This window comes from Pantoea sp. USHLN298 (assembly GCF_037149395.1).
Taxonomy (GTDB): domain Bacteria; phylum Pseudomonadota; class Gammaproteobacteria; order Enterobacterales; family Enterobacteriaceae; genus Pantoea; species Pantoea astica.
Genome location: NZ_JBBCRO010000001.1, coordinates 279646 through 301719 on the forward strand (window position 1 = coordinate 279646; position 22074 = coordinate 301719).

A 22074-nucleotide genomic window follows, 5' to 3' on the forward strand; every position below is an offset into this window, starting at 1 on the left:
TTCAACCACCCACTACGCTTAGCCGAACCAGTGATGGAACATCAGTTTGATGTAGTCCACGATGCGGCTGAAGAACCCGCCTTCCTGAATCTCATTTAACACCACCAGCGGACGCTGTTCGATGGTTTTGCCATCCAGCTGGAAGTTAATGCTGCCGACGACCTGATTTTTCTTCAGCGGCGCGTGCAGCTCGGTGTTGTTCAGCACATAACTGGCTTTCAGATCTTTCATCCGGCCGCGCGGAATCGTCAGGTAGGCATCTTTCTCAACGCCGAGCTGGACGCGATCGTTGTCGCCAAACCACACCGGCTCAGAGGCGAACTCTTTGCCCGCTTTCAGCGGTGCGACAGTTTCAAAGAAGCGGAAGCCCCACGTCAGCAGTTTTTTGCTTTCGGTTTCGCGGCCTTTGTAGGTGTGACCGCCCATTACCGCGGAGATCAGACGCATCTGGCCTTCGGTAGCTGAAGCCACCAGGTTGTAACCGGCCGCATTGGTGTGACCGGTTTTAATGCCATCCACGTTCAGGTTGGTATCCCACAGCAGACCGTTACGGTTCATCTGGCGGATATTGTTGAAGGTGAACTCTTTCTCTTTATAAACAGCGTACTCTTCCGGCACGTCGCGGATCAGCGCCTGACCAATCAGCGCCATGTCGCGCGCCGAGCTGTACTGACCTTCGGCATCCAGACCGTGTACCGTCTGGAAATGGGTATTCTGCAGGCCAATCGCTTTGACGTAGTTGTTCATCAGATTAACGAACGCATCCTGGCTGCCAGCGACATAGTCTGCCATGGCGACACAGGCGTCGTTACCCGACTGCAGCACAATCCCACGCGTCAGCTGTGAAACCGGAACCCGATCGCCTGGCTTGAGGAACATCAGCGATGAACCTTTAAACACCGGATTACCGGTGGCCCAGGCATCCGGACCAACGGTGACCAGATCGTCCTGATGGATTTTGCCCGCTTTGACTGCCTGGCCAATCACGTAGCTGGTCATCATTTTGGTCAGACTGGCCGGATCGCGACGGGCATCGGCATTCTTTTCCGCCAGCACTTTGCCCGAGTTGTAGTCGATAAGGACATACGCTTCGGCATCAATGTCCGGTACGCCCGGAATCATGGTCTTGAGATTGACGTCATCAGCAATAGCGGCATGGCTGAGAGAGAAGGCGATCAGTGATCCCACTGTCAGGCGTTTCAGCAAACGAGATGATTTCAGCGTGTTCATGTGTAGGACTACAACATCCGTGGTTTTGAGGTTAAGTAAATCACTCATCATACCCAATGGCCGTCTGGACCGCATCGGGCAGGATGATTGGGTTGTTAGCAGACGTAACGGTAAACCGTTCAATCAGCGACGCGTACTGGTAATAAATGAGGCCGTCTGGCCATCACTGCTCAGACGCTGTTGCAACGCGGCCGCTTCGGCACGGGTCGGATAACCGCCGAGCTGGACGCGATAGACATTGCCCGCGGTTTCCACCGTGCCGGGCACGCCATAACGCTGGCTCAGGCTTTTCATCAGTTGCTGCGCCCGCGCCGGATCGTTCAGCGCGCCGACCTGCACCACATAGCCACCAGCGGCTGGGCTGGCAGTCGGTGCCGCGCTGGCTGCTGCTGCTGCCGGTGCGGCCGTCACCGCAGGCGCGGCGGCGGGTTCATTGCCTTCCAGCACGCCGGTGGCTAACGGCTGAGGCGCGCCGAGGAAACCACTGCTCTGTACCGGTGCGCCCATGTTGTCACTGCTCTGCAACGTGCTGTTGCTGATCGCCTCGACGTTTTGCGGTGCAGGCTGGGAAGCTGCGGCGCTGCCGCCGTTCATCACGGCACCTCCGCTGAGATCCGGGCGGGCCGGCAGGGAATAGCTCTGTTTCGCGACCACCGTTCCGATGGTGCCGGGACCGGAAAGCGTCCCATCCGGCGCGACCTTAATGTAATCAACGCGGACCCGTGAATTATTGGAGATATTGAGGCGATCCCCTGCGGCGCGCGACAGGTCGATGATGCGGCCTGGCGTATAAGGGCCGCGATCGTTAACCCGCACCACAATCTGACGACCATTAGCGATGTTGGTGACGCGCACATAGCTCGGCAGCGGCAGCGTAGGGTGCGCGGCGGTGAGCGCATCCGGATCATAGGCTTCGCCGGTAGCGGTGCGATTGCCCTGGGCTTCTTCGCCGTACCAGGTGGCGAGGCCCACTTCACTGTAGTTCGACGGATCTTTAATGATGCGGTAGTTTTTGCCGTTGACGCTGTAATCCTGGCTGGTGCCAGGATTAATCGGCTCATAGCGTGGCTCAACGCCTGGAATCTCCACCACCGGGCCATTATAAGCCGGTTGTGGCGGCGCGGTATTTTGGGGTTCCGGCGTGGTACAGGCTGCCAGAACCAGTGATGCCAGTGCAACGCCAAGCCATTCCTTACGCATCTGCTGCCTCTTAAACACTTTTAGATAACATTTTTCGGTGAGTATGGATCGACATCACAATGCCAAATCCCGCCATGAGCACGATAAGCGCGGAGCCGCCATAACTGACCAGCGGCAACGGCACGCCAACTACCGGTAAGATACCACTAACCATGCCAATGTTAACGAAAACATAAACGAATAAAATCAGCATTAAACCGCCGGCCATTACCCGACCAAAGGTGGTTTGCGCCCGGGCTGCCACGATCAAACCGCGCATGATCAGCAGCAGATAGAGCGCCAGCAGAACCAGCACGCCCACCAGCCCTAACTCTTCGGCCAGCACGGCAAAAATAAAGTCAGTGTGGCGCTCCGGCAAAAACTCCAGCTGTGACTGGGTGCCCTGCAGCCAGCCTTTGCCCCGCAGCCCGCCGGAACCAATCGCAATTTTCGACTGAATAATATGGTAACCGGCGCCCAGCGGGTCGCTTTCCGGATCGAGCAGCATCATCACGCGGTCACGTTGATAGTCGTGCATCAGGAAGAACCACAGAATCGGGATAAAGGCCGCCACCAGCAGCACCGCAACGCCAATCAGTTTCCAGCTCATGCCGGACAGGAACAGCACAAACAGTCCCGAAGCGGCAATCAGGATCGAGGTGCCGAGATCGGGCTGCGCCGCCACCAGCAGAGTGGGCACAAAAATCAGGATCAGTGCGATACCGGTATTCTTCAGGGTTGGCGGGCAGACGTCACGGTTAATAAAGCGCGCCACCATCAGCGGCACGGCAATCTTCGCGATCTCCGACGGCTGAAAGCGGACGATACCGAGGTCGAGCCAGCGCTGCGCCCCTTTACTGATCTGCCCAAACGCATCCACCGCAATCAGCAAAATGACGCAGATGATATAGAGGTAGGGCGCCCAGCCTTCGTAGACGCGCGGCGGCACCTGCGCCAGCACAATCATGATCACCAGCCCCATCGCGATCTGACCGATTTTGCGTTCCATCATGCCCGGGTCCTGACCACTGGCGCTCCAGATCACCACGGCGCTGTAAATCAGCAGGCCGAGAATCACCAGCATAAACAGCGGATCAATATGGATGCGGGTCCAGATTGATCGTTTCTGCGGACTATCGTTCATCGACATGTTTATTCACCTTCATAGCCGGGCGGCGTGGGGGCGGCGTCCGGCAGGACAGTATTGTTATCACCTAACATGATGTGATCCAGAATCTGGCGCATAACGGTACCCACAGCCGGTCCGGCGCCGCCGTTTTCCAGGATAATGGTCACCGCGACCCGAGGCTTGTCATAGGGAGCAAACGCGGTCATCAGCTTATGGTCGCGTAATCGTTCGGCAATTTTATGTGCGTTATAGGTTTCATTCTCTTTCAGGCCAAACACCTGCGCCGTTCCCGATTTGGCGGCGATTTTATAGGGTGCGTCAGCAAAGCTCTTGTGCGCGGTGCCGTTAGGGCGATTTGCCACGCCATACATGCCGTCTTTGGCAATTTCCCAGTAGCCGGAATGAATGTCGCCAATCGGCGTGGCTGGCGGCTGGCGATAGGGCACCAGGGTGCGTCCTTCGCGGGTCGCGCGCAGCATGTGCGGCACCCTGATCACGCCGTCGTTAATCAGAATCATCATCGCTTTGTTCATCTGCAGCGGCGTCGCCGTCCAGTAACCCTGGCCGATGCCCACCGGGATGGTGTCGCCCTGATACCACGGCTTTTTAAAGCGTCTGAGCTTCCAGTCACGGGTTGGCATGTTACCGGCGCTCTCCTGCGGCAAATCGATGCCGGTACGGTTGCCGTAGCCAAACTTGTTCATCCATTCCGATAGCCGATCGATGCCCATGTCATAGGCAACCTGATAGAAGAAGGTATCGGCAGACTCTTCCAGCGCTTTGGTGACGTTCAGCCGGCCGTGGCCCCATTTTTTCCAGTCACGAAAACGCTTCTCAGAGCCCGGCAACTGCCACCAGCCCGGATCGAACAGGCTGGTATTGCGGTTAATGACGCCAGCACTTAGCGCAGAGACCGCCACATAAGGTTTCACCGTCGAGGCGGGAGGATAAGCGGCCTGAATGGCACGGTTATACAGCGGTCGGTTTTCATCGCTGAGCAGGCCGCGATAATCCTTGCTGGAGATACCGTCGACAAACAGGTTCGGGTCATAGCTGGGGGTAGAAACCATAGCGAGGATCTCGCCGGTACGCGGATCGCTGACCACCACGGCGGCGCGACTGCCGGTCAGCAGCGTTTCGATATACTGCTGCAGCTTCAGGTCGATGGTCAGGTAGATATCACGGCCCGCCTGCGGCGACTCTTCGTGCAACTGACGGATCACCCGGCCACGGTTGTTGACTTCAACCTCTTCAAAACCGGTTTTGCCATGTAGCAGATCTTCGTAATAGGCTTCAATGCCCAGCTTACCGATGTCGTGCGTGGCTGCGTAGTTCGGCCATTTCCCCTCTTTATCAAGGCGGGCGACGTCACGATCGTTAATTTTTGACACATAACCGACCACGTGCGTCAGGGTCTGGCCAAACGGGTAGTAGCGGCGCTGATAGCCTTTAACTTCAACGCCGGGAAAGCGGTACTGATTAACGGCAAAGCGCGCGACCTGCACTTCGTTCAGGCCAGTCTTCACCGGAATAGAGGTAAAACGACGCGAGCGTTTGCGCTCTTTTTGAAAGTTTTCGAGGTCGTCGTCGGTGAGTTCAAGAATCGGGCGCAGATTATCCAGCGTCTGCTGCAGATTATCGACTTTTTCCGGCACCAGTTCGGCCTGATAGATGGTGCGGTTCAGCGCCAGCGGCGTGCCGGTCCGGTCATAGATAATGCCGCGGCTGGGCGCAACCGGCACCAGCTTGATGCGGTTTTCGTTTGAGCGGGTGCTGTAATCGTCAAAGCGTAAAATTTGCAGGTGGTAAAGGTTAACCACCAGCACGGAGGAGAGCAGTAAGATCCCGACGAAAGCGATAAATGCCCGGCGGACAAAGAGTTTCTGTTCGGCACTGTAATCGCGAAAGGCGTTGCTTTGTAATTTCATCCGCTACTTGTCATGTCTGATGTGGGCTGATCGGTCATTCACGATGATAAGGATGATTTGTCGTTATGCTCCATGCACGATACAGGCTTTCGGCCACCAGCACGCGCACCAGCGGATGGGGCAGCGTCAATGCTGACAGTGACCAGCTCTGTTCGGCCGCCGCTTTACACGCCGGGGCCAGACCTTCAGGACCGCCAATCAACAGGCTGACATCGCGACCATCCAGCTTCCAGCGTTCAAGCTGCTGTGCCAGCTGCGGGGTTTCCCACGGATGTCCGGGAATATCCAGCGTCACGATGCGATTGCCTTTGCCGACCGCCGCTAACATCGCCTCACCCTCTTTTTCAAGGATGCGTTTAATGTCAGCATTTTTGCCGCGTTTACCTGCGGTGACTTCGGTCAGCTCCAGCGGCATATCTTTCGGGAAGCGGCGCAGATACTCCATAAAACCGGTCTGCACCCAGTCAGGCATTTTGGTGCCGACGGCAACAAGTTGCAGTTTCACCGGTTAGCCCCAGAGTTTTTCCAGCTCATACAGCTGGCGACTCTCTTCCTGCATCACATGCACGATGACATCACCGAGATCAACCACAACCCAATCTGCTGTGCTTTTGCCTTCAATGCCTAACGGCATCAGGCCAGCTAAACGCGACTCCTGCTCAACGTGCTCAGCGATCGAGGTGACGTGACGCGTGGAGGTGCCGGTGCAGATGATCATGAAATCGGTGATGCTGGATTTGCCCTGAACGTTGATGGTGACAATGTCCTGGCCTTTGAGATCATCAATCTTATCAATAACGAACTCTTGGAGTGCTTTACCTTGCAAAAGGTTCCCCTCTAAAACTGGTGGTGACGAGCCGGCTGTAAGCCCGGATTATGCAGCCAAAAAATTAAGCGGCGCAGTATAGCATGCCCGGATCAGTCGCGATATAAGCCTGCGCGGTCGATATAATCGATAACCGCAGCGGGCAGCAGGTCGTCGCAGGATTGATGATGATGGCGACGGCGACGGATCTCGGTAGCGGAGATGTCAACCAGCGGCGTTTCTGCCAGCCAGATATGGCCAGCGGGCTGAAGATGGAGCTGTTGTACGTCGTGCGTCACATGCTGATCGAGCCAGCGCTGCATCTCTGGTGACGCCATCTGCGTCGGATAACCCGGCCGCTGGCACACCAGCAGATGACAGAGCGTCAGCAGATCCTGCCAGCGATGCCACTTTGATAAGCTGAGCAGCGAATCCTGACCGATGATAAAGCCCAGCGGTTGCCGGGCACCGCGCTCGGCACGCAGGTTTTCCAGCGTGGCCACGGTCCAGGAAGGCGTATCGCGCTTCAGTTCGCGGGTATCAATGTCAAACAGCGGCAAGTCGGCGATGGCGCAACGCAGCATATCGACCCGCTGATCCGCGCTGGCTTCCGGCTGCGGACGATGCGGCGGGACGTTGTTGGGCAACAGCGTGACTTTTTGCAGCCCGGTCTGCTGCGCCAGCGCTTCAACCGGACGCAGGTGGCCGAAATGAATCGGATCGAAGGTGCCGCCAAACAGCGCGTGTAACTCAGACATGGGCGAAGCTCGCGGGAAACGCGCGGCTGCTGAGCAGCAGCGTCAGGGTTTGCAGCTGCGGCCAGACCGGCTGACCGTAATCCTGCTTTAAGGTGATCTCTATCTGACTCAGCAGATGAATAGCGCGTTGCAGACGCACCGCATCCAGCCGTTGCAGCGCCTCCGTGAACAGGGCACGGCGATTCTGCCAGATGCGCTGCTGATCCATCAGCGTACGCAGCGGCTGTTGTGTTTGATGGCGTTGCAGATGCAGCAGCGTCAGTAAGTCGCGTTGCAGAGTACGCAGCAGGATCACCACTTCGCTCTCTTCCCGCTCCAGCTGATGCAGGATGTGCAACGCGCGGCGACTTTTGCCCGCCAGCACGGCATCAACCCAGTGGAAAGGGGTAAAGTGCGCCGCATCGCTGACCGCTTCTTCAACCCGTGGCAGCGTCAGTTTGCCATCCGGCCACTGCAGCGACAGCCGCTCCAGCGCCTGGGCCAGCGCCAGCAGATTGCCCTCATAGCAGTAGCACAGCAGCTGAATCGCCGCGTCATCTACCGCCAGCTTCAGCGCTTTGGCGCGGTTCGCCACCCAGCGCGGCAGTTGTGCCTGTTCCGGGGTCTGGCAGGGGACTAACACGGCGGAAGCGGAAAGGGCTTTAAACCAGGCGCTGTTTTCCTGCGCTTTGGTCAGCTTCGGCATCCGGCATATCAGCAGAATATCGGCATGCAGCAGTTGTGACAGCTTAACCAGCTGCTCAGCCATCGCGGCATTCGGGCCATTGTCGGGGAATTGCAGGGTGAGCGTCTGCCGCTGGGCAAACAGACTCAGCGACTGACAGCTGACGAACAGGCTCTCCCAGTCGGTCTGGGCATCAAGACTGACGCTGAAGTGCTCTTCAAAGCCCTGCGTGGTGGCGGCTGCCCGGATCGCGTCTGCGCTCTCCTGCAACAGTAAGGGTTCGTTACCGGCTAACAAATAACAGGCGCGCAGCCCCTCACGGAGCTGCGCGCTGAGTTGCTCAGGATAAATCCTGATCATTGCAGACTGGTGGCAGAGGAAGAAGGGACTTCCTCTGAGTCCTGACCCGGCACCGGAATCGTCGTCTGGCGCAGGGTGTCTTTATTGTTGAGCTGGGCGGCATGAACCGTCAGCAGCTTACGCACCAGCTGTTCGGCAGCACGCTGACGCATCTCCTGCGTAATCATGTCCTGCTCAGCATCTTTCGCCAGCGCCGCATTCGGGTTATCGAAGAACGAACGATAGACCGTGGTGCTGATCGGATAGATACCTTTGCCCGGCAACAACACCTGCGCGGTAATGGTCATCACCAGCTGGTACTCGGCGGCGGTACCAGTGATAAAGACCGACGCGGTATCGCGGCCCTGCAATTCGCTACCCAGACGCAGCGTCGGGATATCGGTGCGGTTCTGCTTGCTGTCCTCAACAATGCGCACATTGTTGATACGCAGCTGCTGACGAACGGTACGCGCCAGTGGCCCGTAAGGATCGCCGGTAGAAACAATCAGGGTTTTCAGTTCACTCGGCACCTGGGTGGTGCCGCGTGGATGAAAACCACAGCCAGCGGTGATCACCACCGCCAGCATGACAAACAACCTGATAATCGGATGTCGCACAGTTCCTCCTGAACTTAACCCACGACCAGGTTAAGCAGTTTGCCCGGTACATAAATGACTTTACGAATCGTCACGCCGTTCAGGTACTTCGCCACCAGATGCTCCTGGGCAGCGCGTGCCTGAACCTGTTCCTGTGTGGCATCGGCCGGCACAGTAATTTTACCGCGCACTTTACCGTTAACCTGCACCACCACCAGCAGTGAATCTTCCACCATTGCGGCTTCATCAGCAACCGGCCACGCGGCTTCATCAATCGTGCCTTCGCCACCCAGCGTCTGCCACAGCACATAGCTGGCATGCGGAGTGAACGGATAGAGCAGACGGACGATCGCCAGCAGCGCTTCCTGCATCAGCGCACGATCCTGCTCGCTCTCCTGTGGCGCGCGCGCCAGCTTGTTCATCAGCTCCATAATGGCGGCAATGGCGGTGTTGAACGTCTGACGACGGCCAATGTCATCCGCCACTTTGGCGATGGTTTTGTGCAGATCGCGACGCAGCGATTTCTGCTCATCATTGAGGCTGGCGACGTCGAGCGCTACGGTAGCGCCTTTCTGCGTATGGTCGAACACCAGTTTCCAGACGCGCTTCAGGAAGCGGTTAGCGCCTTCTACGCCTGATTCCTGCCACTCCAGCGTCATATCAGCTGGAGAAGCAAACATCATAAACAGACGCACGGTATCGGCGCCGTAACGCTCGACCATCAGCTGAGGATCGATGCCGTTGTTCTTCGACTTCGACATCTTGCTCATGCCCGCATAGATCACCTCGCGGCCCTGAGTATCAACCGCCTTGATGATGCGGCCTTTCTCATCGCGTTCCACGTTAACGTCGACCGGAGAGACCCAGTTACGCTCGCCGCTGGCACCCAGGTAATAGAAGGCGTCGGCCAGTACCATACCCTGACACAGCAGGCGTTTGGCCGGTTCACTGGAGTTAACCAGACCGGCGTCACGCAGCAGTTTGTGGAAGAAGCGGAAATACATCAGGTGCATGATGGCGTGTTCAATCCCGCCCACATACTGATCGACCGGCAGCCAGTAGTTCGCCGCCGCCGGGTCCAGCATGCCATCTTTGTAGTCTGCACAGGTATAGCGCGCGTAGTACCAGGACGATTCCATAAAGGTATCGAAAGTGTCGGTTTCACGCAGCGCTGGCTGGCCGTTCACCGTGGTTTTTGCCCACTCCGGATCGGCTTTGATCGGGCTGGTAATACCGTCCATCACCACATCTTCCGGCAGGATCACCGGCAGTTGGTCTTCTGGCGCAGGCATGACCGTACCATCTTCCAGCGTGACCATCGGGATTGGCGCACCCCAGTAACGCTGGCGTGAGACACCCCAGTCGCGCAGGCGGTAGTTCACTTTACGCACGCCCACGCCTTTTGCGGCCAGCGCTTCGGCAATGGCGTTGAAGCCGGCGGCATGATCCAGACCGTTAAATTCACCTGAGTTAAACAGCGCACCTTTCTCGGTCATCGCCGCAGTGCTGACGTCTGGCACGCTGCCGTCAAGGTTCAGGACCACGGGCTTGATCGGCAGATCGTATTTGATGGCAAATTCCCAGTCACGCTGATCGTGTGCCGGAACCGCCATGACCGCGCCGGTGCCATATTCCATCAGCACGAAGTTAGCCACCCAGACCGGGATGGGCTCGCCGGTCAGCGGATGGATAGCAGACAGGCCGGTAGCCATGCCTTTCTTCTCCATGGTCGCCATTTCCGCTTCAGCCACTTTGGTATTGCGACATTCGGCGATAAAGTCAGCCAGCGCCGGGTTATTCACCGAAGCCTGGGTAGCCAGCGGGTGACCGGCCGCTACCGCGACATAGGTCGCACCGTAAAAAGTGTCCGGACGGGTGGTATAGACGGTGACTTTTTCTTCACTCTCCGCCACGTCAAAAGTGATTTCTACCCCTTCAGAGCGGCCAATCCAGTTACGCTGCATGGTTTTGACCTGCTCAGGCCACTCTTCCAGCGTATCAAGGTCGTTCAGCAGCTCTTCGGCGTAATCGGTGATTTTAATAAACCACTGCGGGATCTCTTTGCGTTCAACTTTGGTATCACAGCGCCAGCAGCAGCCATCAATCACCTGCTCGTTAGCCAGCACGGTCTGGTCATTCGGGCACCAGTTCACCGCAGATGTTTTCTTATACACCAGGCCTTTTTCATACAGCTTAGTGAAGAACCACTGTTCCCAGCGATAATATTCCGGCTGACAGGTCGCCAGTTCACGGCTCCAGTCATAACCAAAACCCAGCAGTTTAAGCTGGTTTTTCATGTAGGCGATGTTGTCGTAGGTCCAGGGGGCCGGTGCGGTATTGTTTTTGACCGCCGCGCCTTCCGCAGGCAGACCGAAGGCATCCCAGCCGATCGGCTGTAGCACGTTTTTGCCGAGCATACGCTGATAACGCGCGATTACGTCGCCGATGGTGTAGTTACGAACGTGGCCCATATGCAGGCGACCAGAAGGATAGGGCAACATGGAGAGGCAATAGTATTTTTCTTTGCCTTCCTGCTCAGTCACTTTAAACGTTTCGTTTTCATCCCAGTGCTGCTGCACACGGGATTCAATCTCTTCCGGGCGGTATTGCTCTTGCATGGCTGCCTGTGGTCCTTAATGAATAACACTTTGCTGATATTAAGATCCGCATAGCATACCCATAAGGCCGCGCATCAACAACACTTCCCACTTTTGCTGGCGCGATTTCTGCGGAAAGCGTCAATGCCTTCACCCTTTTGTAATTCCCTGTACAGACGACACGGCAAACAGCGCAAAGCGACTAAACTTACTGCAGCGATTATCTACATAAAGGAGAACAAAATGAATAAAGTGGCTCAGGAATATCGCGAGTCGTTAGCGGTGCTGACCGAACGGCTGCGTCAGGGCGATCGGAATATTGATAGTCTGATTAGCGAACGGCGCAGCCAGCTGATGGCGCGTCCGGATCTGACCACCGCTGAGGTCGATCAGGCGCTCAGCTCGGTGCGCCGCGATTTAGAAGAATTTGCACGCAGCTACACCGATGTAGAAGAACCGCTGGCCGATTCCCTGTTTATGCGGATTATCCGCGAAAGCGTCTGGAAAGAGCTGGCGGATATCACCGATAAAAGCCAGCTTGAGTGGCGTGAAGTGTTTCAGGATCTGCATCACCATGGCGTTTATCAGAGCGGCGAGGTGGTGGGGCTGGGCAATCTGGTATGTGAAAAGTGCCAGTTCACCCGGGCGATCTACACGCCGGAAACCCTGTCGCGCTGTCCGGAGTGCGGTCACGATCAGTTTCAGCGTCAGCCATTCGAACCCTGAAAAAAAGGTGAGCTACCTGGCCTGATGCTGGGCAGTTAAGCGACCGGTGATAACGCAGCCTGGTGCCGCTCAGGGGCTGGCGGTCCTCGCGCCGCTGCGCGGTGCCTTCACTTCATTCCTCTGCCTGACGGACCGCCGGGGATGGCACATCCTGTGCCGCCCCGCCTTTCGCCCGCGTCCTGCGGGCTCTCCTGGCAGACTCATTCAGCTCAGCGCTGCGGATTGCCTGCCCCTGATCGGCCCCAGCCTGCTCTGAAACTTCAGTGCGTGTTGTTAAAAAGGGCACAAGAGTGGAGGCCTGGGCGCCTCTGCCGCTGAAAGGGCTATCCGCAGCGCTGAGGCGTGACGTTGGGCCAGAACGCCACGCCGGGAAGCGTGGACAGTTCGGGGCCGGCCAGGGAAGGCCGATCCCCGAACGGTTCGTCGGCACGACGTCAAAGCCGAAGGAACCGCGAAGCGGCGCGAGGACGGCCCGGCAGCAGCAGCGGTGCTCAGGCCCGCACTCCGGCACGTCTGCCAGGAAAAAAGCTGCCACGTTTGACCGTGGCAGCTTTTGCAAATTTAATCTTAACTGACCAGCATCAGGGCAACCGGGCCCGCCTTTCTCTGGTGCAAAAGATCCCGCGCAGAAAATCAGTGCAGAATTTTTGCGAGGAAATCTTTGGCGCGGTCAGACTGCGGGTTATTAAAGAAGTCATCTTTGTTGGTGTCTTCGATAATTTTACCCTCATCCATGAAGATCACGCGATTGGCCACTTTCCGGGCAAAGCCCATCTCATGCGTCACCACCATCATCGTCATCCCTTCCTGCGCCAGTTCAACCATCACATCCAGCACTTCGTTAATCATCTCGGGATCAAGCGCGGAGGTCGGCTCGTCAAACAGCATCGCAATCGGGTCCATGCAAAGCGCGCGGGCAATCGCCACACGCTGCTGCTGGCCGCCCGAGAGCTGACCTGGAAACTTCTCGGCGTGCGCCGATAATCCCACCCGATTGAGCAGCTTCAGCCCCTTATCACGCGCTGCCGCTTTATCGCGCTTCAGCACTTTGACCTGCGCCAGCACCAGGTTGTTGATGATGCTGAGGTGCGGAAACAGTTCGAAGTGCTGGAACACCATCCCGACCTTGCTGCGTAGCTGGGCGAGATTGGTTTTCTTGTTGTTCACTTCGGTGCCGTTTACCGCGATCACGCCTTGCTGAATCGGCTCAAGGCCATTCACTGTCTTAATCAGGGTCGATTTACCGGAGCCGGACGGTCCGCATACCACCACCACTTCACCTTTTTTAACTTCGGTAGAGCAGTCGGTCAGCACCTGAAAGTGACCATACCACTTAGAAACGTTTTTCAGGCTAATCATTTAAACCGTCCTTTTTCTTTTTAGATAACTGACCAGCAGTGACGCGCTCAGGCTGATAACGAAGTAGACCAGACCGGCAAACAGAACCATTTCAACCTGGGTGCCGTCGCGTTCACCAATGGTGGACGCCGTACGGAAGAAGTCCGCCAGGCTTAACACATAGACCAGCGAGGTATCCTGAAACAGCACGATACCCTGGGTCAGCAGCAGCGGAACCATGGCGCGGAACGCCTGTGGCAGGATAATCAGTTTCATCGATTGCCACTGAGTCATGCCCAGCGCCAGCGCGGCGTTGCCCTGACCGCGTGAGATACTGATGATCCCGGCGCGAATAATTTCCGAATAATAGGCGGCTTCAAACAGCGAGAAGGCCACCATGGCGGAAATCAGTCGGATATCAGTTTTGGGTGACAGCCCCAGCACCTGCTGCAGGAAACTTGGCACCACCAGATAGAACCACAGCAGTACCATCACCAGCGGCACCGAGCGGAACAGGTTGACATAAATTCTGGCGAACCAGCTGATGGGCTTAAAGGTCGACAGACGCATCACCGCCAGCAGCGTGCCCCAGAGAATACCGAAGACCACGGCGGTGATGGTGATCTTGAAGGTGATCACCAGACCGTTCAGCAGATAGGGCAGGCTGGGGGTAATTGAACTCCAGTCAAACTCGTACATTACTTGCCTCCCCCATTGCCAGGCAGACGCACTTTGCGTTCGACCAGGCTCATCAACAACATGATCACCAGGTTAATGGCGATGTAGGCCAGCGTAATGGCGGTAAAGGATTCATAGGCGTGCGCGGAGTAGTCGAGCAGTTTGCCCGCCTGCGCCGCCATATCAACCAGACCGATAGTGGAGGCGATGGCGGAGTTCTTGACCAGGTTAAGCATTTCCGAGGTCATCGGCGGCACGATCACCCGATAAGCGTTCGGCAGCAGAACATAGCGGTAGGTCTGCGGCAGCGTTAAACCCATCGCCAGACCGGCATTCTTTTGACCACGCGGCAGCGACTGAATCGCGGCGCGTACCTGCTCGCAGACGCGGGCAGCGGTAAACAGGCCAAGACAGATCACCGATGAGACGAAGAACTGAATATTGGGATCGAGCTCGGCCTTGAACCACATACCGAGGTTCTCGCCCACCAGTTCCGGTGCCACCAGATACCAGAAGAAGAACTGCACAATCAGCGGAATGTTGCGAAACAGTTCGACATAGCAGGTGCCAATGGTCGACAGCAGTCGATTAGGCACGGTGCGCAGAATGCCGAAGAATGAACCCACGCAGAAAGCAATAATCCAGGCGCAGCAGGAGACGGCAATCGTCACCTGAAAACCGGACCACAGCCAGCCGAGGTAGGTCGTGTTACCGAACGGGGCCTGTTCGAGGAAAATGCCCCAGTTCCAATCGATACCCATAACGAGCTCCGGTAAAAAAGGGTAGCTAAGCTACCCTGAAGATTGATGAACGGCGTTTTCTCTCCTGGACCAGGGGAACGACCCGGTTCAGTCTGTCTGTCCGCGCCGCGGTTTCAGCAATCGAGAGGGCAGCCAGGCCGCCCTTGGTATACCCGTCGTCTTTCAGGCTGCATTTTTGTTGGCTACGTTCACTCACCCGAATCACTTACCTGAGTAAGCTCATCGGGATTCATTCTCTTGCCGTCTCAATGCAAACTGAAATCCATTGGGTATTTTGTTGTTAGTTCAGTGCTTTATCATTTGGCGTCTTGAACAGCGCTTTCATGTCATCTGACAGTTCAAAGTTCATGTTCAGGTTTTTCGGTGGGATCGGCTGTTTGAACCAGGTATCGAACCATTTTTCAGCCTGACCTGAGGTCTGGGCTTTGGCGATGGTTTCATCCACTAAGGTTTTAAACTGCGGATCGTCTTTACGCAGCATACAACCGTAAGCCTCTTTGGACTGCGGCGTCCCTAAGATCTCCCAGTTGTCTGGTTTTTTCGCTTTGGCACGTTCACCAGCCAGCAGCGCATCATCCATCATAAAGGCCACGGCACGGCCGGTTTCCAGCGTACGGAACGAGTCACCATGATCCTTCGCGCTGATAATACGCAGGTCCAGTTTCTGTTCATCATTCAGCTTGTGCAGTAACACTTCAGAAGTGGTACCGGAGGTCACCACCACGGTTTTGCCTTTCAGGTCGGTGAAATCTTTAATCGGACCGCCTTTTTTCACCAGCAGACGAGTACCAATGACGAAAATGGTGTCTGAGAACGCGGCTTGTTTCTGGCGCTCCAGGTTGTTGGTGGTAGAGCCACACTCAAAATCGTAGGTGCCGTTTTGCAACAGCGGAATACGGTTTTGTGAGGTGATTGGGATCATTTTGATCTGCAGATCAGGCTTGTTCAGCTTCGCTTTAATGGCGTCCACAATGGCTGCGGAATAGGCCTGTGAGTAGCCGACGACTTTTTGCTGGTTGTCATAGTAAGAAAAGGGAACTGATGATTCGCGATGCCCGACCACAATGACGCCATTGTCATTGATCTTCTTCAGGGTGCCGCTGAGATCTTCCGCCTGGGCCGCTCCCGCTGCTGCGCCGATCAGCAGAAGAGATAATGCCACTTTGCGTAGTTGCATGTTCCAACTCCTTCGTATGGAAAATGCACAGGATATAACCTGTGCTGATTATGATGTTGTGTGTATTTGCTGCTGCTTTTCTTCGGTTTACCCTGCAGCGCGGCTGCGCGCAGAATAGTCACTAACATAGCGGATTGTTAACGCGATGAAACAAAAAAGTTTCTTTTTTGCGAGGTGATACGCACCAAAAAAAGGCAGTTTTTCCTGCCTGCGCGGTAAAGGTGCAGGCGAAGTAACTATTTTGGTGCAACCGGACTCACGTCAGCGCGTACAACGAGCCTGTTTGCGAAAAACACTGAAATATTTAGCAATCATCGTGCCAGAAACGGGTTCAGACGCGATAACGCAGCAGAGTCTGCGGTCAGGGAAGGGGAAAATAGCGGGGAAAAGCGATAAAAAAAGGCGAAGCAACCGCTTCGCCTTTCAGCATACTGGCAATCAGCGGCGGCGACGCAGCAGGGCAATCAGCGCCGCCAGGGCGGTGAGGATCCAGACTGGCCAGACGCCAGCCTGCGCATACGGTGTTTCACCGGTAGTCGGAGTGACCTTGTCGGTTAAGACGCCGCGGGTGAACTGTGGCAGCATCTTTTCCACGTCACCACGGGCATTAACCACCGCCGTCACACCATTATTAGTGCTGCGTAACAGTGGACGACCCAGCTCCAGCGCCCGCATCCGCGCCATCTGGAAATGCTGCCACGGACCAATAGAGTGACCAAACCAGGCATCGTTAGAAACCGTCAGCAGGAAATTGGTATCGGGATGGAAGTTGGCGCGCACCTGTTCACCGAGCACGATCTCGTAGCAGATGGCGCTGGTCAGGTTGTAGCCCGCGACCCGAAGCTGCGGCTGAAGATAAGCGCCACGGCTGAACGCCGACATCGGCAGATCGAAGAACGGCGCGAGGGGACGCAGCAGATCGGCCAGCGGCACAAATTCACCAAACGGCACCAGATGGTTTTTCTGGTAGCGGTTACCGCTGAAGTAGTTATACGGCGCATGACCGCCCAGCACGATCACCGTGTTGTAATCGTGGTAACGGTTCTGCTCCAGTCGCGAGTCGACGATGCCGGTAACCAGCGAGCTGCCACGTGCGCGCAGTTCATCGTCCAGCGAGCGCAGAAACGGCTGCTGATTACTCTCCAGATCGGTAATGGCCGATTCCGGCCAGATGATAATCGGCGTTTTGCCCATCAGCGGCTGACTGAGCTCGCTATAGATGCGCAGCGTGTTCAGTAACTGCTGCGGGTCCCACTTCATCGACTGGGGAATATTGCCCTGTACCAGCGCCACATCCACCGCGCGTGCCGGTAACGGCTGTACCCACTGAACGTAGCGCAGCGGCCACGGCAGGGCCAGCAGCAGCAGTGCCGCCACCAGGCTTTTCATATTGCGCTGTTGCAGGGCATAGACCAGCAGGCCAGCGATTGCCATCAGCAGGAAAGTCAGCGTTTCCACGCCGCCCAGTGGCGCCACGCCTTTCAGCGGGCCATCTATCTGGCTGTAGCCAAACTGCAGCCACGGAAAGCCGGTCAGGATCCAGCCGCGCAGAAACTCGGTGATCTGCCATAACGCCGGTGCGGCCAGCGCCAGACGCCACAGCGTCGTGCGCGGCCAGAGGCGATTCAGTACGCCGGCAAACAGCGCCGGGTAGATCGACAGATAAGCTGCCAGCAATGCCACGATAAAGACATTAACCGGGCCAGGCATGCCGCCAAAGGTGGCGACACTGACGTAAACCCAGTTGATGCCGCTGCCGAACAGACCCAGTCCCCAGACAAAGCCAATCGCGGTGGCCTGCGGGCTGGAGCGGTTCAGGGTCAGAAGCTGTAAACCGCACAGCGACAGCAGCGCGGCGGGCCAGAAATCGTAAGGAGAGAAGGCGAGGGTGCCAGACGCACCCGTTAATAAAGCCAGCAGCAGGCGAACCCGCTGACGCGGGTAAAGTGAGGCTAAAGCCATAGACTTATTCGTCATCCAGTTGAGGTTGTGGCGAGTTTTCCGGAATTGTGACATGAACCTGGATGATACGGCGGCTATCGGCCATCGCTATTTTGAACTGGTAACCCTCAATTTCGATGCTCTCACCGCGCGCCGGCAGATGACCGAATCCCTGCATCACCAGACCACCGATGGTATCGACCTCATCATCGCTGAACTGCGTGCCGAACACCTCATTGAAATCTTCAATCGCGGTCAATGCCCGCACCGTAAAGGTGTGGCGGTTGAGCTGACGGATATCACGATCTTCTTCGTCGTCATACTCATCCTCAATTTCACCGACAATCAGTTCCAGAATGTCTTCGATGGTCACCAGGCCTGAGACGCCACCAAATTCATCGATCACAATCGCCATGTGATAACGCTGAGAACGGAACTCTTTCAGCATCCGGTCTACGCGCTTGCTTTCAGGCACCACTACCGCCGGACGCAGCACTTTTTCAATGCTGAACGGTTCAGATTCGCTGCTCATAAACGGCAGTAAATCTTTGGCCATCAGAATCCCTTCAACGTGATCTTTGTCTTCGCTGATCACCGGGAAGCGCGAATGGGCCGACTCGATAATCACATCCAGACACTCTTCGAGGTTCTGATTGCGTTTCAGGGTAATCATCTGCGAGCGCGGGATCATGATGTCACGCACGCGCTGCTCCGCAATATCCAGCACCCCTTCGAGCATGTCGCGGGTATCCTGGTCAATCAGGTCTTTATGATTTGAGTCGCGGATCAGCTCCAGTAGCTCATCACGGTTTTTCGGTTCACCGTGAAAAAGTTGGTTGATCAACAGGGAAAAGAATCCCTTTTTACTACTGGGTGCATCGCTGTTTTGAGAATGGTCGTCGCTCATGGCGGTTTTTAAAGATCTCTCTGGTGAGGAATTAACGCTGCCAGCAAAGCACTGGCAGCAGGATAGCCGGAACCCAGGGTTCAGGCGTCTTGTTTCTCCGAAATGTACGGATCAGGATAACCAAGAGCAAGCATTATCTCGGTCTCCAGTGACTCCATCTCTTCGGCTTCGTCGTCTTCAATATGGTCGTAACCCAGCAGGTGAAGCGTGCCGTGGACCACCATATGCGCCCAGTGGGCTTCTACACTTTTGTTTTGCTCAGCCGCTTCCTGCTCCACCACCTGACGACAAATAATCAGGTCGCCCAGCAGCGGCAGTTCGATGCCCGGCGGAGCCTCGAACGGGAAAGAGAGCACGTTGGTGGGTTTATCTTTACCGCGATAGGTCAGATTCAGCTCATGACTTTCCGCTTCATCCACCAGACGCACCGTGACTTCGCTTTCCGGCTGAAAAGGAGTGACCGCCGCTGACAGCCAGCGGTGAAACTGGCTTTCAGTGGGCAGATCGGCGCTGCTTTCACAGGCGATCTGCAGGTCAAGAATCACCGCGCTCATTTGCTCTCCTGCGTCACGCTCTGGGCGGCCAGCGCCTCACGTTTACGCTCTTCAGCCTGCTGATCGCGGCGTTTCTGATCGGCCTCTTCCCAGGCTTCATAGGCGGTGACGATACGCGCCACAACCGGATGTCGCACCACATCTTCACTGTGGAAGAAGTTGAAGCTGATCTCTTCCACGTCCGACAGCACTTCAATCGCATGGCGCAGACCCGATTTAACGTGGCGTGGCAGGTCAATCTGGGTCACGTCACCGGTGATCACCGCTTTCGAGTTGAAGCCGATGCGCGTCAGGAACATCTTCATCTGTTCGATGGTGGTGTTCTGGCTCTCATCAAGAATGATAAAGGCGTCATTCAGCGTACGGCCGCGCATGTAAGCCAGCGGAGCTACTTCGATGACGTTGCGCTCCATCAGCTTCTCAACCCGTTCAAATCCAAGCATCTCGAACAGCGCGTCATACAGCGGGCGCAGATACGGGTCTACCTTCTGGCTCAGATCGCCGGGCAGAAAGCCGAGCTTCTCACCTGCTTCTACCGCCGGACGGGTCAGCAGGATACGGCGAATCTCCTGACGTTCCAGCGCATCCACGGCTGCTGCCACCGCCAGATAGGTTTTACCGGTACCGGCAGGACCGACGCCAAAGGTGATGTCATGGTCGAGCACGTTGGCGATATACTGCGCCTGGTTTGGCGTGCGTGGTTTGATCACGCCGCGCCTGGTCTTGATATTGACCGCTTTGCCATACTCCGGCACGCTTTCGGCAGTCTGCTCCAGCACCCGGCTCTCTTTGATCGCCAGATGGATCTGGTCCGGCTCAATATCCGGAATGTCACCGCGTACCGGCGCGGTATCCACATAGAGTGTTTTCAGAATGTCAGCCGCCGCATTCACGCAGAGTGCGCGCCCGACCAGCTTAAAGACGTTGTCCCGACGATTGATCTCAATACCCAGACGACGTTCAAGCTGTTTCACATTATCGTCAAATGGACCGCACAGGCTCATCAGACGACGATTATCGGCCGGTTCAAGGGCGATTTCACGAGTTTCGATATTCAAACGAATCCTTTGGGTCACTCAGGGCCAGTTATGAAGGTTGTCTGACGCACCGTTGGGCTTAAACGGATGCACCATAACGAAATTATTTATGCCGTAACGCCTGGGCGCAAGCTTAAGGAAAGATATTTGGGCGGCACTTTCAGAAACCAAGTGCAACAAAGTGAAATTGGCGGCAATGCTGCGCGCATTGCCGCAAGTATGGCAGGCATCAAGGCTGGAACAGACCCACGCCGATCTCGTTCTCTTTACGGGTGCGGGCAATGACGGAAGCCGGGCTTTCGGCCATGCGCAGCCCCATCTCTTCTTCAGTACGCACCAGCTTACCGCGCAGCGAGTTGGTGTAGACATCGACGATTTCGACATCAACGAACTTGCCGATCATCTCAGGCGAACCTTCAAAGTTCACCACCCGATTATTTTCGGTGCGACCAGAGACTTCCATCACGTTCTTACGGGAGATGCCTTCCACCAGAATACGCTGCACCGTGCCGAGCATCCGGCGGCTGATCGCCTGCGCCTGCTGGTTGATGCGATCCTGCAGAATCCACAGGCGCTGCTTTTTCTCCTCTTCGCTGACGTCATCCGGCAGGTCAGCTGCCGGCGTGCCCGGTCGCGCCGAGTAGATAAAGCTGAAGCTGACGTCGAAATTGACATCGGCGATGAGCTTCATGGTCTGCTCGAAATCCTGCTGGGTTTCACCCGGGAAGCCGATGATGAAGTCGGAACTGATCTCAATATCCGGGCGCGCCGCGCGCAGCTTACGGATAATCGCCTTATACTCCAGCGCAGTGTGCGCCCGTTTCATCAGCGTCAGGATCCGGTCGGCGCCGCTCTGGACCGGCAGATGCAGGAAGCTCACCAGTTCCGGCGTATCACGGTAGACCTCGATGATGTCATCGGTGAACTCAATCGGGTGACTGGTGGTGAAGCGAATGCGGTCGATACCGTCAATGGCCGCCACCAGGCGCAGCAGTTCCGCGAAGGTGCAGACGCCGCCATCAAAGGTAGCCCCGCGATAGGCGTTAACGTTCTGGCCGAGCAGGTTGACTTCGCGCACGCCCTGGGCCGCCAGCTGGGCGATCTCCAGCAGAATGTCGTCGCTCGGACGGCTGACTTCTTCACCACGGGTATAGGGCACCACGCAGAAGGTACAGTATTTGTTGCAGCCTTCCATGATCGAGACGAACGCGGTAGGACCTTCTGCGCGCGGGTCCGGCAGACGGTCAAATTTCTCGATTTCCGGGAAGCTGATGTCAACCACCGGGCTTTTACTGCCGCGTACGGTGTTAATCATTTCCGGCAGACGGTGCAGCGTCTGCGGGCCAAAAACGATATCCACGCAGGGCGCACGCTGGCGAATGTGATCCCCTTCCTGCGACGCCACGCAGCCGCCGACGCCGATGATCAAATCCGGGTTACGCTCTTTTAACTTTTTCCAGCGTCCCAACTGGTGGAAAACCTTCTCCTGCGCTTTCTCGCGAATAGAACAGGTGTTGAGCAGCAGAATATCCGCCTCTTCAGCGACCTCGGTCAGCGTGTAGCCGTGCGTACTGTTCAGCAGGTCAGACATCTTAGATGAATCATACTCATTCATCTGACATCCCCAGGTTTTGATATGCAGTTTTTTTGTCATCGAACTAGCCATTGATTCAGTGCAGTGAAGTGCAGGGCGCGTATTGTAATGCTTTGATGCTGTTGTGACCAGCCTA

Annotated in this window: 20 protein-coding genes; 1 reads left to right on the forward strand and 19 read right to left on the reverse strand. The window is 56.3% G+C overall.

Annotated features, from left to right (window positions below):
• Positions 1 to 18: 18 nt before the first annotated feature.
• From dacA to leuS, 10 genes are all read right to left on the reverse strand, one after another.
• A complete protein-coding gene (gene dacA, locus WFK59_RS01440; RefSeq protein ID WP_031377759.1) occupies positions 19 to 1230 on the reverse strand; it encodes a D-alanyl-D-alanine carboxypeptidase DacA in 1212 nt (403 codons plus the stop codon).
• 123 nt (positions 1231 to 1353) lie between these two features.
• Positions 1354 to 2430 (reverse strand): endolytic peptidoglycan transglycosylase RlpA, encoded by a 1077-nt coding sequence (gene rlpA, locus WFK59_RS01445; RefSeq protein WP_336754858.1) that lies wholly within the window; start codon positions 2428 to 2430, stop codon positions 1354 to 1356.
• Between the two features lie 10 nt (positions 2431 to 2440).
• Positions 2441 to 3553, reverse strand: coding sequence for a peptidoglycan glycosyltransferase MrdB (gene mrdB / locus WFK59_RS01450; protein WP_233988208.1), 1113 nt, complete (start codon positions 3551 to 3553; stop codon positions 2441 to 2443).
• 8 nt (positions 3554 to 3561) lie between these two features.
• Positions 3562 to 5466, reverse strand: coding sequence for a peptidoglycan DD-transpeptidase MrdA (mrdA, locus tag WFK59_RS01455; RefSeq protein WP_233984931.1), 1905 nt, complete (start codon positions 5464 to 5466; stop codon positions 3562 to 3564).
• 34 nt (positions 5467 to 5500) lie between these two features.
• Positions 5501 to 5971 carry a 23S rRNA (pseudouridine(1915)-N(3))-methyltransferase RlmH gene (gene rlmH, locus WFK59_RS01460; protein WP_031377197.1) on the reverse strand — a complete coding sequence of 157 codons (471 nt, stop codon included), beginning with the start codon at positions 5969 to 5971 and terminating at the stop codon, positions 5501 to 5503.
• Between the two features lie 3 nt (positions 5972 to 5974).
• Positions 5975 to 6292, reverse strand: a complete 318-nt coding sequence (rsfS, locus tag WFK59_RS01465) for a ribosome silencing factor (protein WP_336754861.1) — start codon at positions 6290 to 6292, stop codon at positions 5975 to 5977.
• Between the two features lie 92 nt (positions 6293 to 6384).
• Positions 6385 to 7029: a nicotinate-nucleotide adenylyltransferase gene (nadD, locus tag WFK59_RS01470; protein ID WP_233984929.1), complete on the reverse strand. Its 645-nt coding sequence runs from the start codon at positions 7027 to 7029 to the stop codon at positions 6385 to 6387.
• Positions 7022 to 8053 carry a DNA polymerase III subunit delta gene (gene holA / locus WFK59_RS01475; RefSeq protein ID WP_233984928.1) on the reverse strand — a complete coding sequence of 344 codons (1032 nt, stop codon included), beginning with the start codon at positions 8051 to 8053 and terminating at the stop codon, positions 7022 to 7024. The genes nadD and holA overlap by 8 nt, the downstream gene beginning before the upstream one ends.
• Positions 8050 to 8649 carry an LPS assembly lipoprotein LptE gene (lptE, locus tag WFK59_RS01480; RefSeq protein WP_233984927.1) on the reverse strand — a complete coding sequence of 200 codons (600 nt, stop codon included), beginning with the start codon at positions 8647 to 8649 and terminating at the stop codon, positions 8050 to 8052. Before lptE ends, holA begins: the two co-directional genes overlap by 4 nt.
• Before the next feature lie 14 nt (positions 8650 to 8663).
• Complete coding sequence (gene leuS, locus WFK59_RS01485) at positions 8664 to 11246, reverse strand: leucine--tRNA ligase (protein WP_233984926.1); 2583 nt, start codon at positions 11244 to 11246, stop codon at positions 8664 to 8666.
• 222 nt (positions 11247 to 11468) lie between these two features.
• On the opposite strand from leuS, the gene WFK59_RS01490 reads away from it, so the two are divergent.
• Positions 11469 to 11951: a zinc ribbon-containing protein gene (locus WFK59_RS01490; protein WP_233984924.1), complete on the forward strand. Its 483-nt coding sequence runs from the start codon at positions 11469 to 11471 to the stop codon at positions 11949 to 11951.
• A gap of 633 nt (positions 11952 to 12584) precedes the next feature.
• Here the strand turns inward: WFK59_RS01490 and WFK59_RS01495 are convergent.
• From WFK59_RS01495 to miaB, 9 genes are all read right to left on the reverse strand, one after another.
• Positions 12585 to 13310: an amino acid ABC transporter ATP-binding protein gene (locus tag WFK59_RS01495; protein WP_233984923.1), complete on the reverse strand. Its 726-nt coding sequence runs from the start codon at positions 13308 to 13310 to the stop codon at positions 12585 to 12587.
• On the reverse strand, positions 13311 to 13988 hold the full coding sequence (gene gltK, locus WFK59_RS01500) for a glutamate/aspartate ABC transporter permease GltK (protein ID WP_233984922.1): 678 nt from the start codon (positions 13986 to 13988) through the stop codon (positions 13311 to 13313).
• Positions 13988 to 14728: an amino acid ABC transporter permease gene (locus WFK59_RS01505; protein ID WP_233984921.1), complete on the reverse strand. Its 741-nt coding sequence runs from the start codon at positions 14726 to 14728 to the stop codon at positions 13988 to 13990. The genes gltK and WFK59_RS01505 overlap by 1 nt, the downstream gene beginning before the upstream one ends.
• 280 nt (positions 14729 to 15008) lie before the next feature.
• Entirely contained in the window at positions 15009 to 15905 is an 897-nt protein-coding gene (locus tag WFK59_RS01510) for an amino acid ABC transporter substrate-binding protein (RefSeq protein ID WP_233984920.1), read from the reverse strand.
• 438 nt (positions 15906 to 16343) lie between these two features.
• Positions 16344 to 17867 (reverse strand): apolipoprotein N-acyltransferase, encoded by a 1524-nt coding sequence (gene lnt / locus WFK59_RS01515; protein ID WP_233984919.1) that lies wholly within the window; start codon positions 17865 to 17867, stop codon positions 16344 to 16346.
• Between the two features lie 4 nt (positions 17868 to 17871).
• The gene (gene corC, locus WFK59_RS01520; RefSeq protein WP_094119641.1) at positions 17872 to 18753 is read right to left on the reverse strand and encodes a CNNM family magnesium/cobalt transport protein CorC; all 882 of its coding nucleotides are present in this window, start codon (positions 18751 to 18753) and stop codon (positions 17872 to 17874) included.
• An 80-nt stretch (positions 18754 to 18833) separates the two neighbouring features.
• Positions 18834 to 19307: an rRNA maturation RNase YbeY gene (gene ybeY / locus WFK59_RS01525; RefSeq protein ID WP_336754862.1), complete on the reverse strand. Its 474-nt coding sequence runs from the start codon at positions 19305 to 19307 to the stop codon at positions 18834 to 18836.
• On the reverse strand, positions 19304 to 20365 hold the full coding sequence (locus tag WFK59_RS01530) for a PhoH family protein (RefSeq protein ID WP_233984916.1): 1062 nt from the start codon (positions 20363 to 20365) through the stop codon (positions 19304 to 19306). Before WFK59_RS01530 ends, ybeY begins: the two co-directional genes overlap by 4 nt.
• Before the next feature lie 208 nt (positions 20366 to 20573).
• The gene (gene miaB / locus WFK59_RS01535) at positions 20574 to 21998 is read right to left on the reverse strand and encodes a tRNA (N6-isopentenyl adenosine(37)-C2)-methylthiotransferase MiaB (RefSeq protein ID WP_233984915.1); all 1425 of its coding nucleotides are present in this window, start codon (positions 21996 to 21998) and stop codon (positions 20574 to 20576) included.
• Positions 21999 to 22074: the final 76 nt, after the last annotated feature.

Excerpts from the sequence above, each read along its gene's own strand:
- dacA (WP_031377759.1), bottom strand. The coding sequence starts at position 1,230 with ATGAACACGCTGAAATCATCTCGTTTGCTGAAACGCCTGACAGTGGGA.
- rlpA (WP_336754858.1), bottom strand. The coding sequence starts at position 2,430 with ATGCGTAAGGAATGGCTTGGCGTTGCACTGGCATCACTGGTTCTGGCA.
- mrdB (WP_233988208.1), bottom strand. The coding sequence starts at position 3,553 with ATGAACGATAGTCCGCAGAAACGATCAATCTGGACCCGCATCCATATT.
- mrdA (WP_233984931.1), bottom strand. The coding sequence starts at position 5,466 with ATGAAATTACAAAGCAACGCCTTTCGCGATTACAGTGCCGAACAGAAA.
- nadD (WP_233984929.1), bottom strand. The coding sequence starts at position 7,029 with ATGTCTGAGTTACACGCGCTGTTTGGCGGCACCTTCGATCCGATTCAT.
- holA (WP_233984928.1), bottom strand. The coding sequence starts at position 8,053 with ATGATCAGGATTTATCCTGAGCAACTCAGCGCGCAGCTCCGTGAGGGG.
- leuS (WP_233984926.1), bottom strand. The coding sequence starts at position 11,246 with ATGCAAGAGCAATACCGCCCGGAAGAGATTGAATCCCGTGTGCAGCAG.
- WFK59_RS01490 (WP_233984924.1), top strand. The coding sequence starts at position 11,469 with ATGAATAAAGTGGCTCAGGAATATCGCGAGTCGTTAGCGGTGCTGACC.
- WFK59_RS01495 (WP_233984923.1), bottom strand. The coding sequence starts at position 13,310 with ATGATTAGCCTGAAAAACGTTTCTAAGTGGTATGGTCACTTTCAGGTG.
- gltK (WP_233984922.1), bottom strand. The coding sequence starts at position 13,988 with ATGTACGAGTTTGACTGGAGTTCAATTACCCCCAGCCTGCCCTATCTG.
- WFK59_RS01505 (WP_233984921.1), bottom strand. The coding sequence starts at position 14,728 with ATGGGTATCGATTGGAACTGGGGCATTTTCCTCGAACAGGCCCCGTTC.
- WFK59_RS01510 (WP_233984920.1), bottom strand. The coding sequence starts at position 15,905 with ATGCAACTACGCAAAGTGGCATTATCTCTTCTGCTGATCGGCGCAGCA.
- lnt (WP_233984919.1), bottom strand. The coding sequence starts at position 17,867 with ATGGCTTTAGCCTCACTTTACCCGCGTCAGCGGGTTCGCCTGCTGCTG.
- corC (WP_094119641.1), bottom strand. The coding sequence starts at position 18,753 with ATGAGCGACGACCATTCTCAAAACAGCGATGCACCCAGTAGTAAAAAG.
- ybeY (WP_336754862.1), bottom strand. The coding sequence starts at position 19,307 with ATGAGCGCGGTGATTCTTGACCTGCAGATCGCCTGTGAAAGCAGCGCC.
- miaB (WP_233984915.1), bottom strand. The coding sequence starts at position 21,998 with ATGACAAAAAAACTGCATATCAAAACCTGGGGATGTCAGATGAATGAG.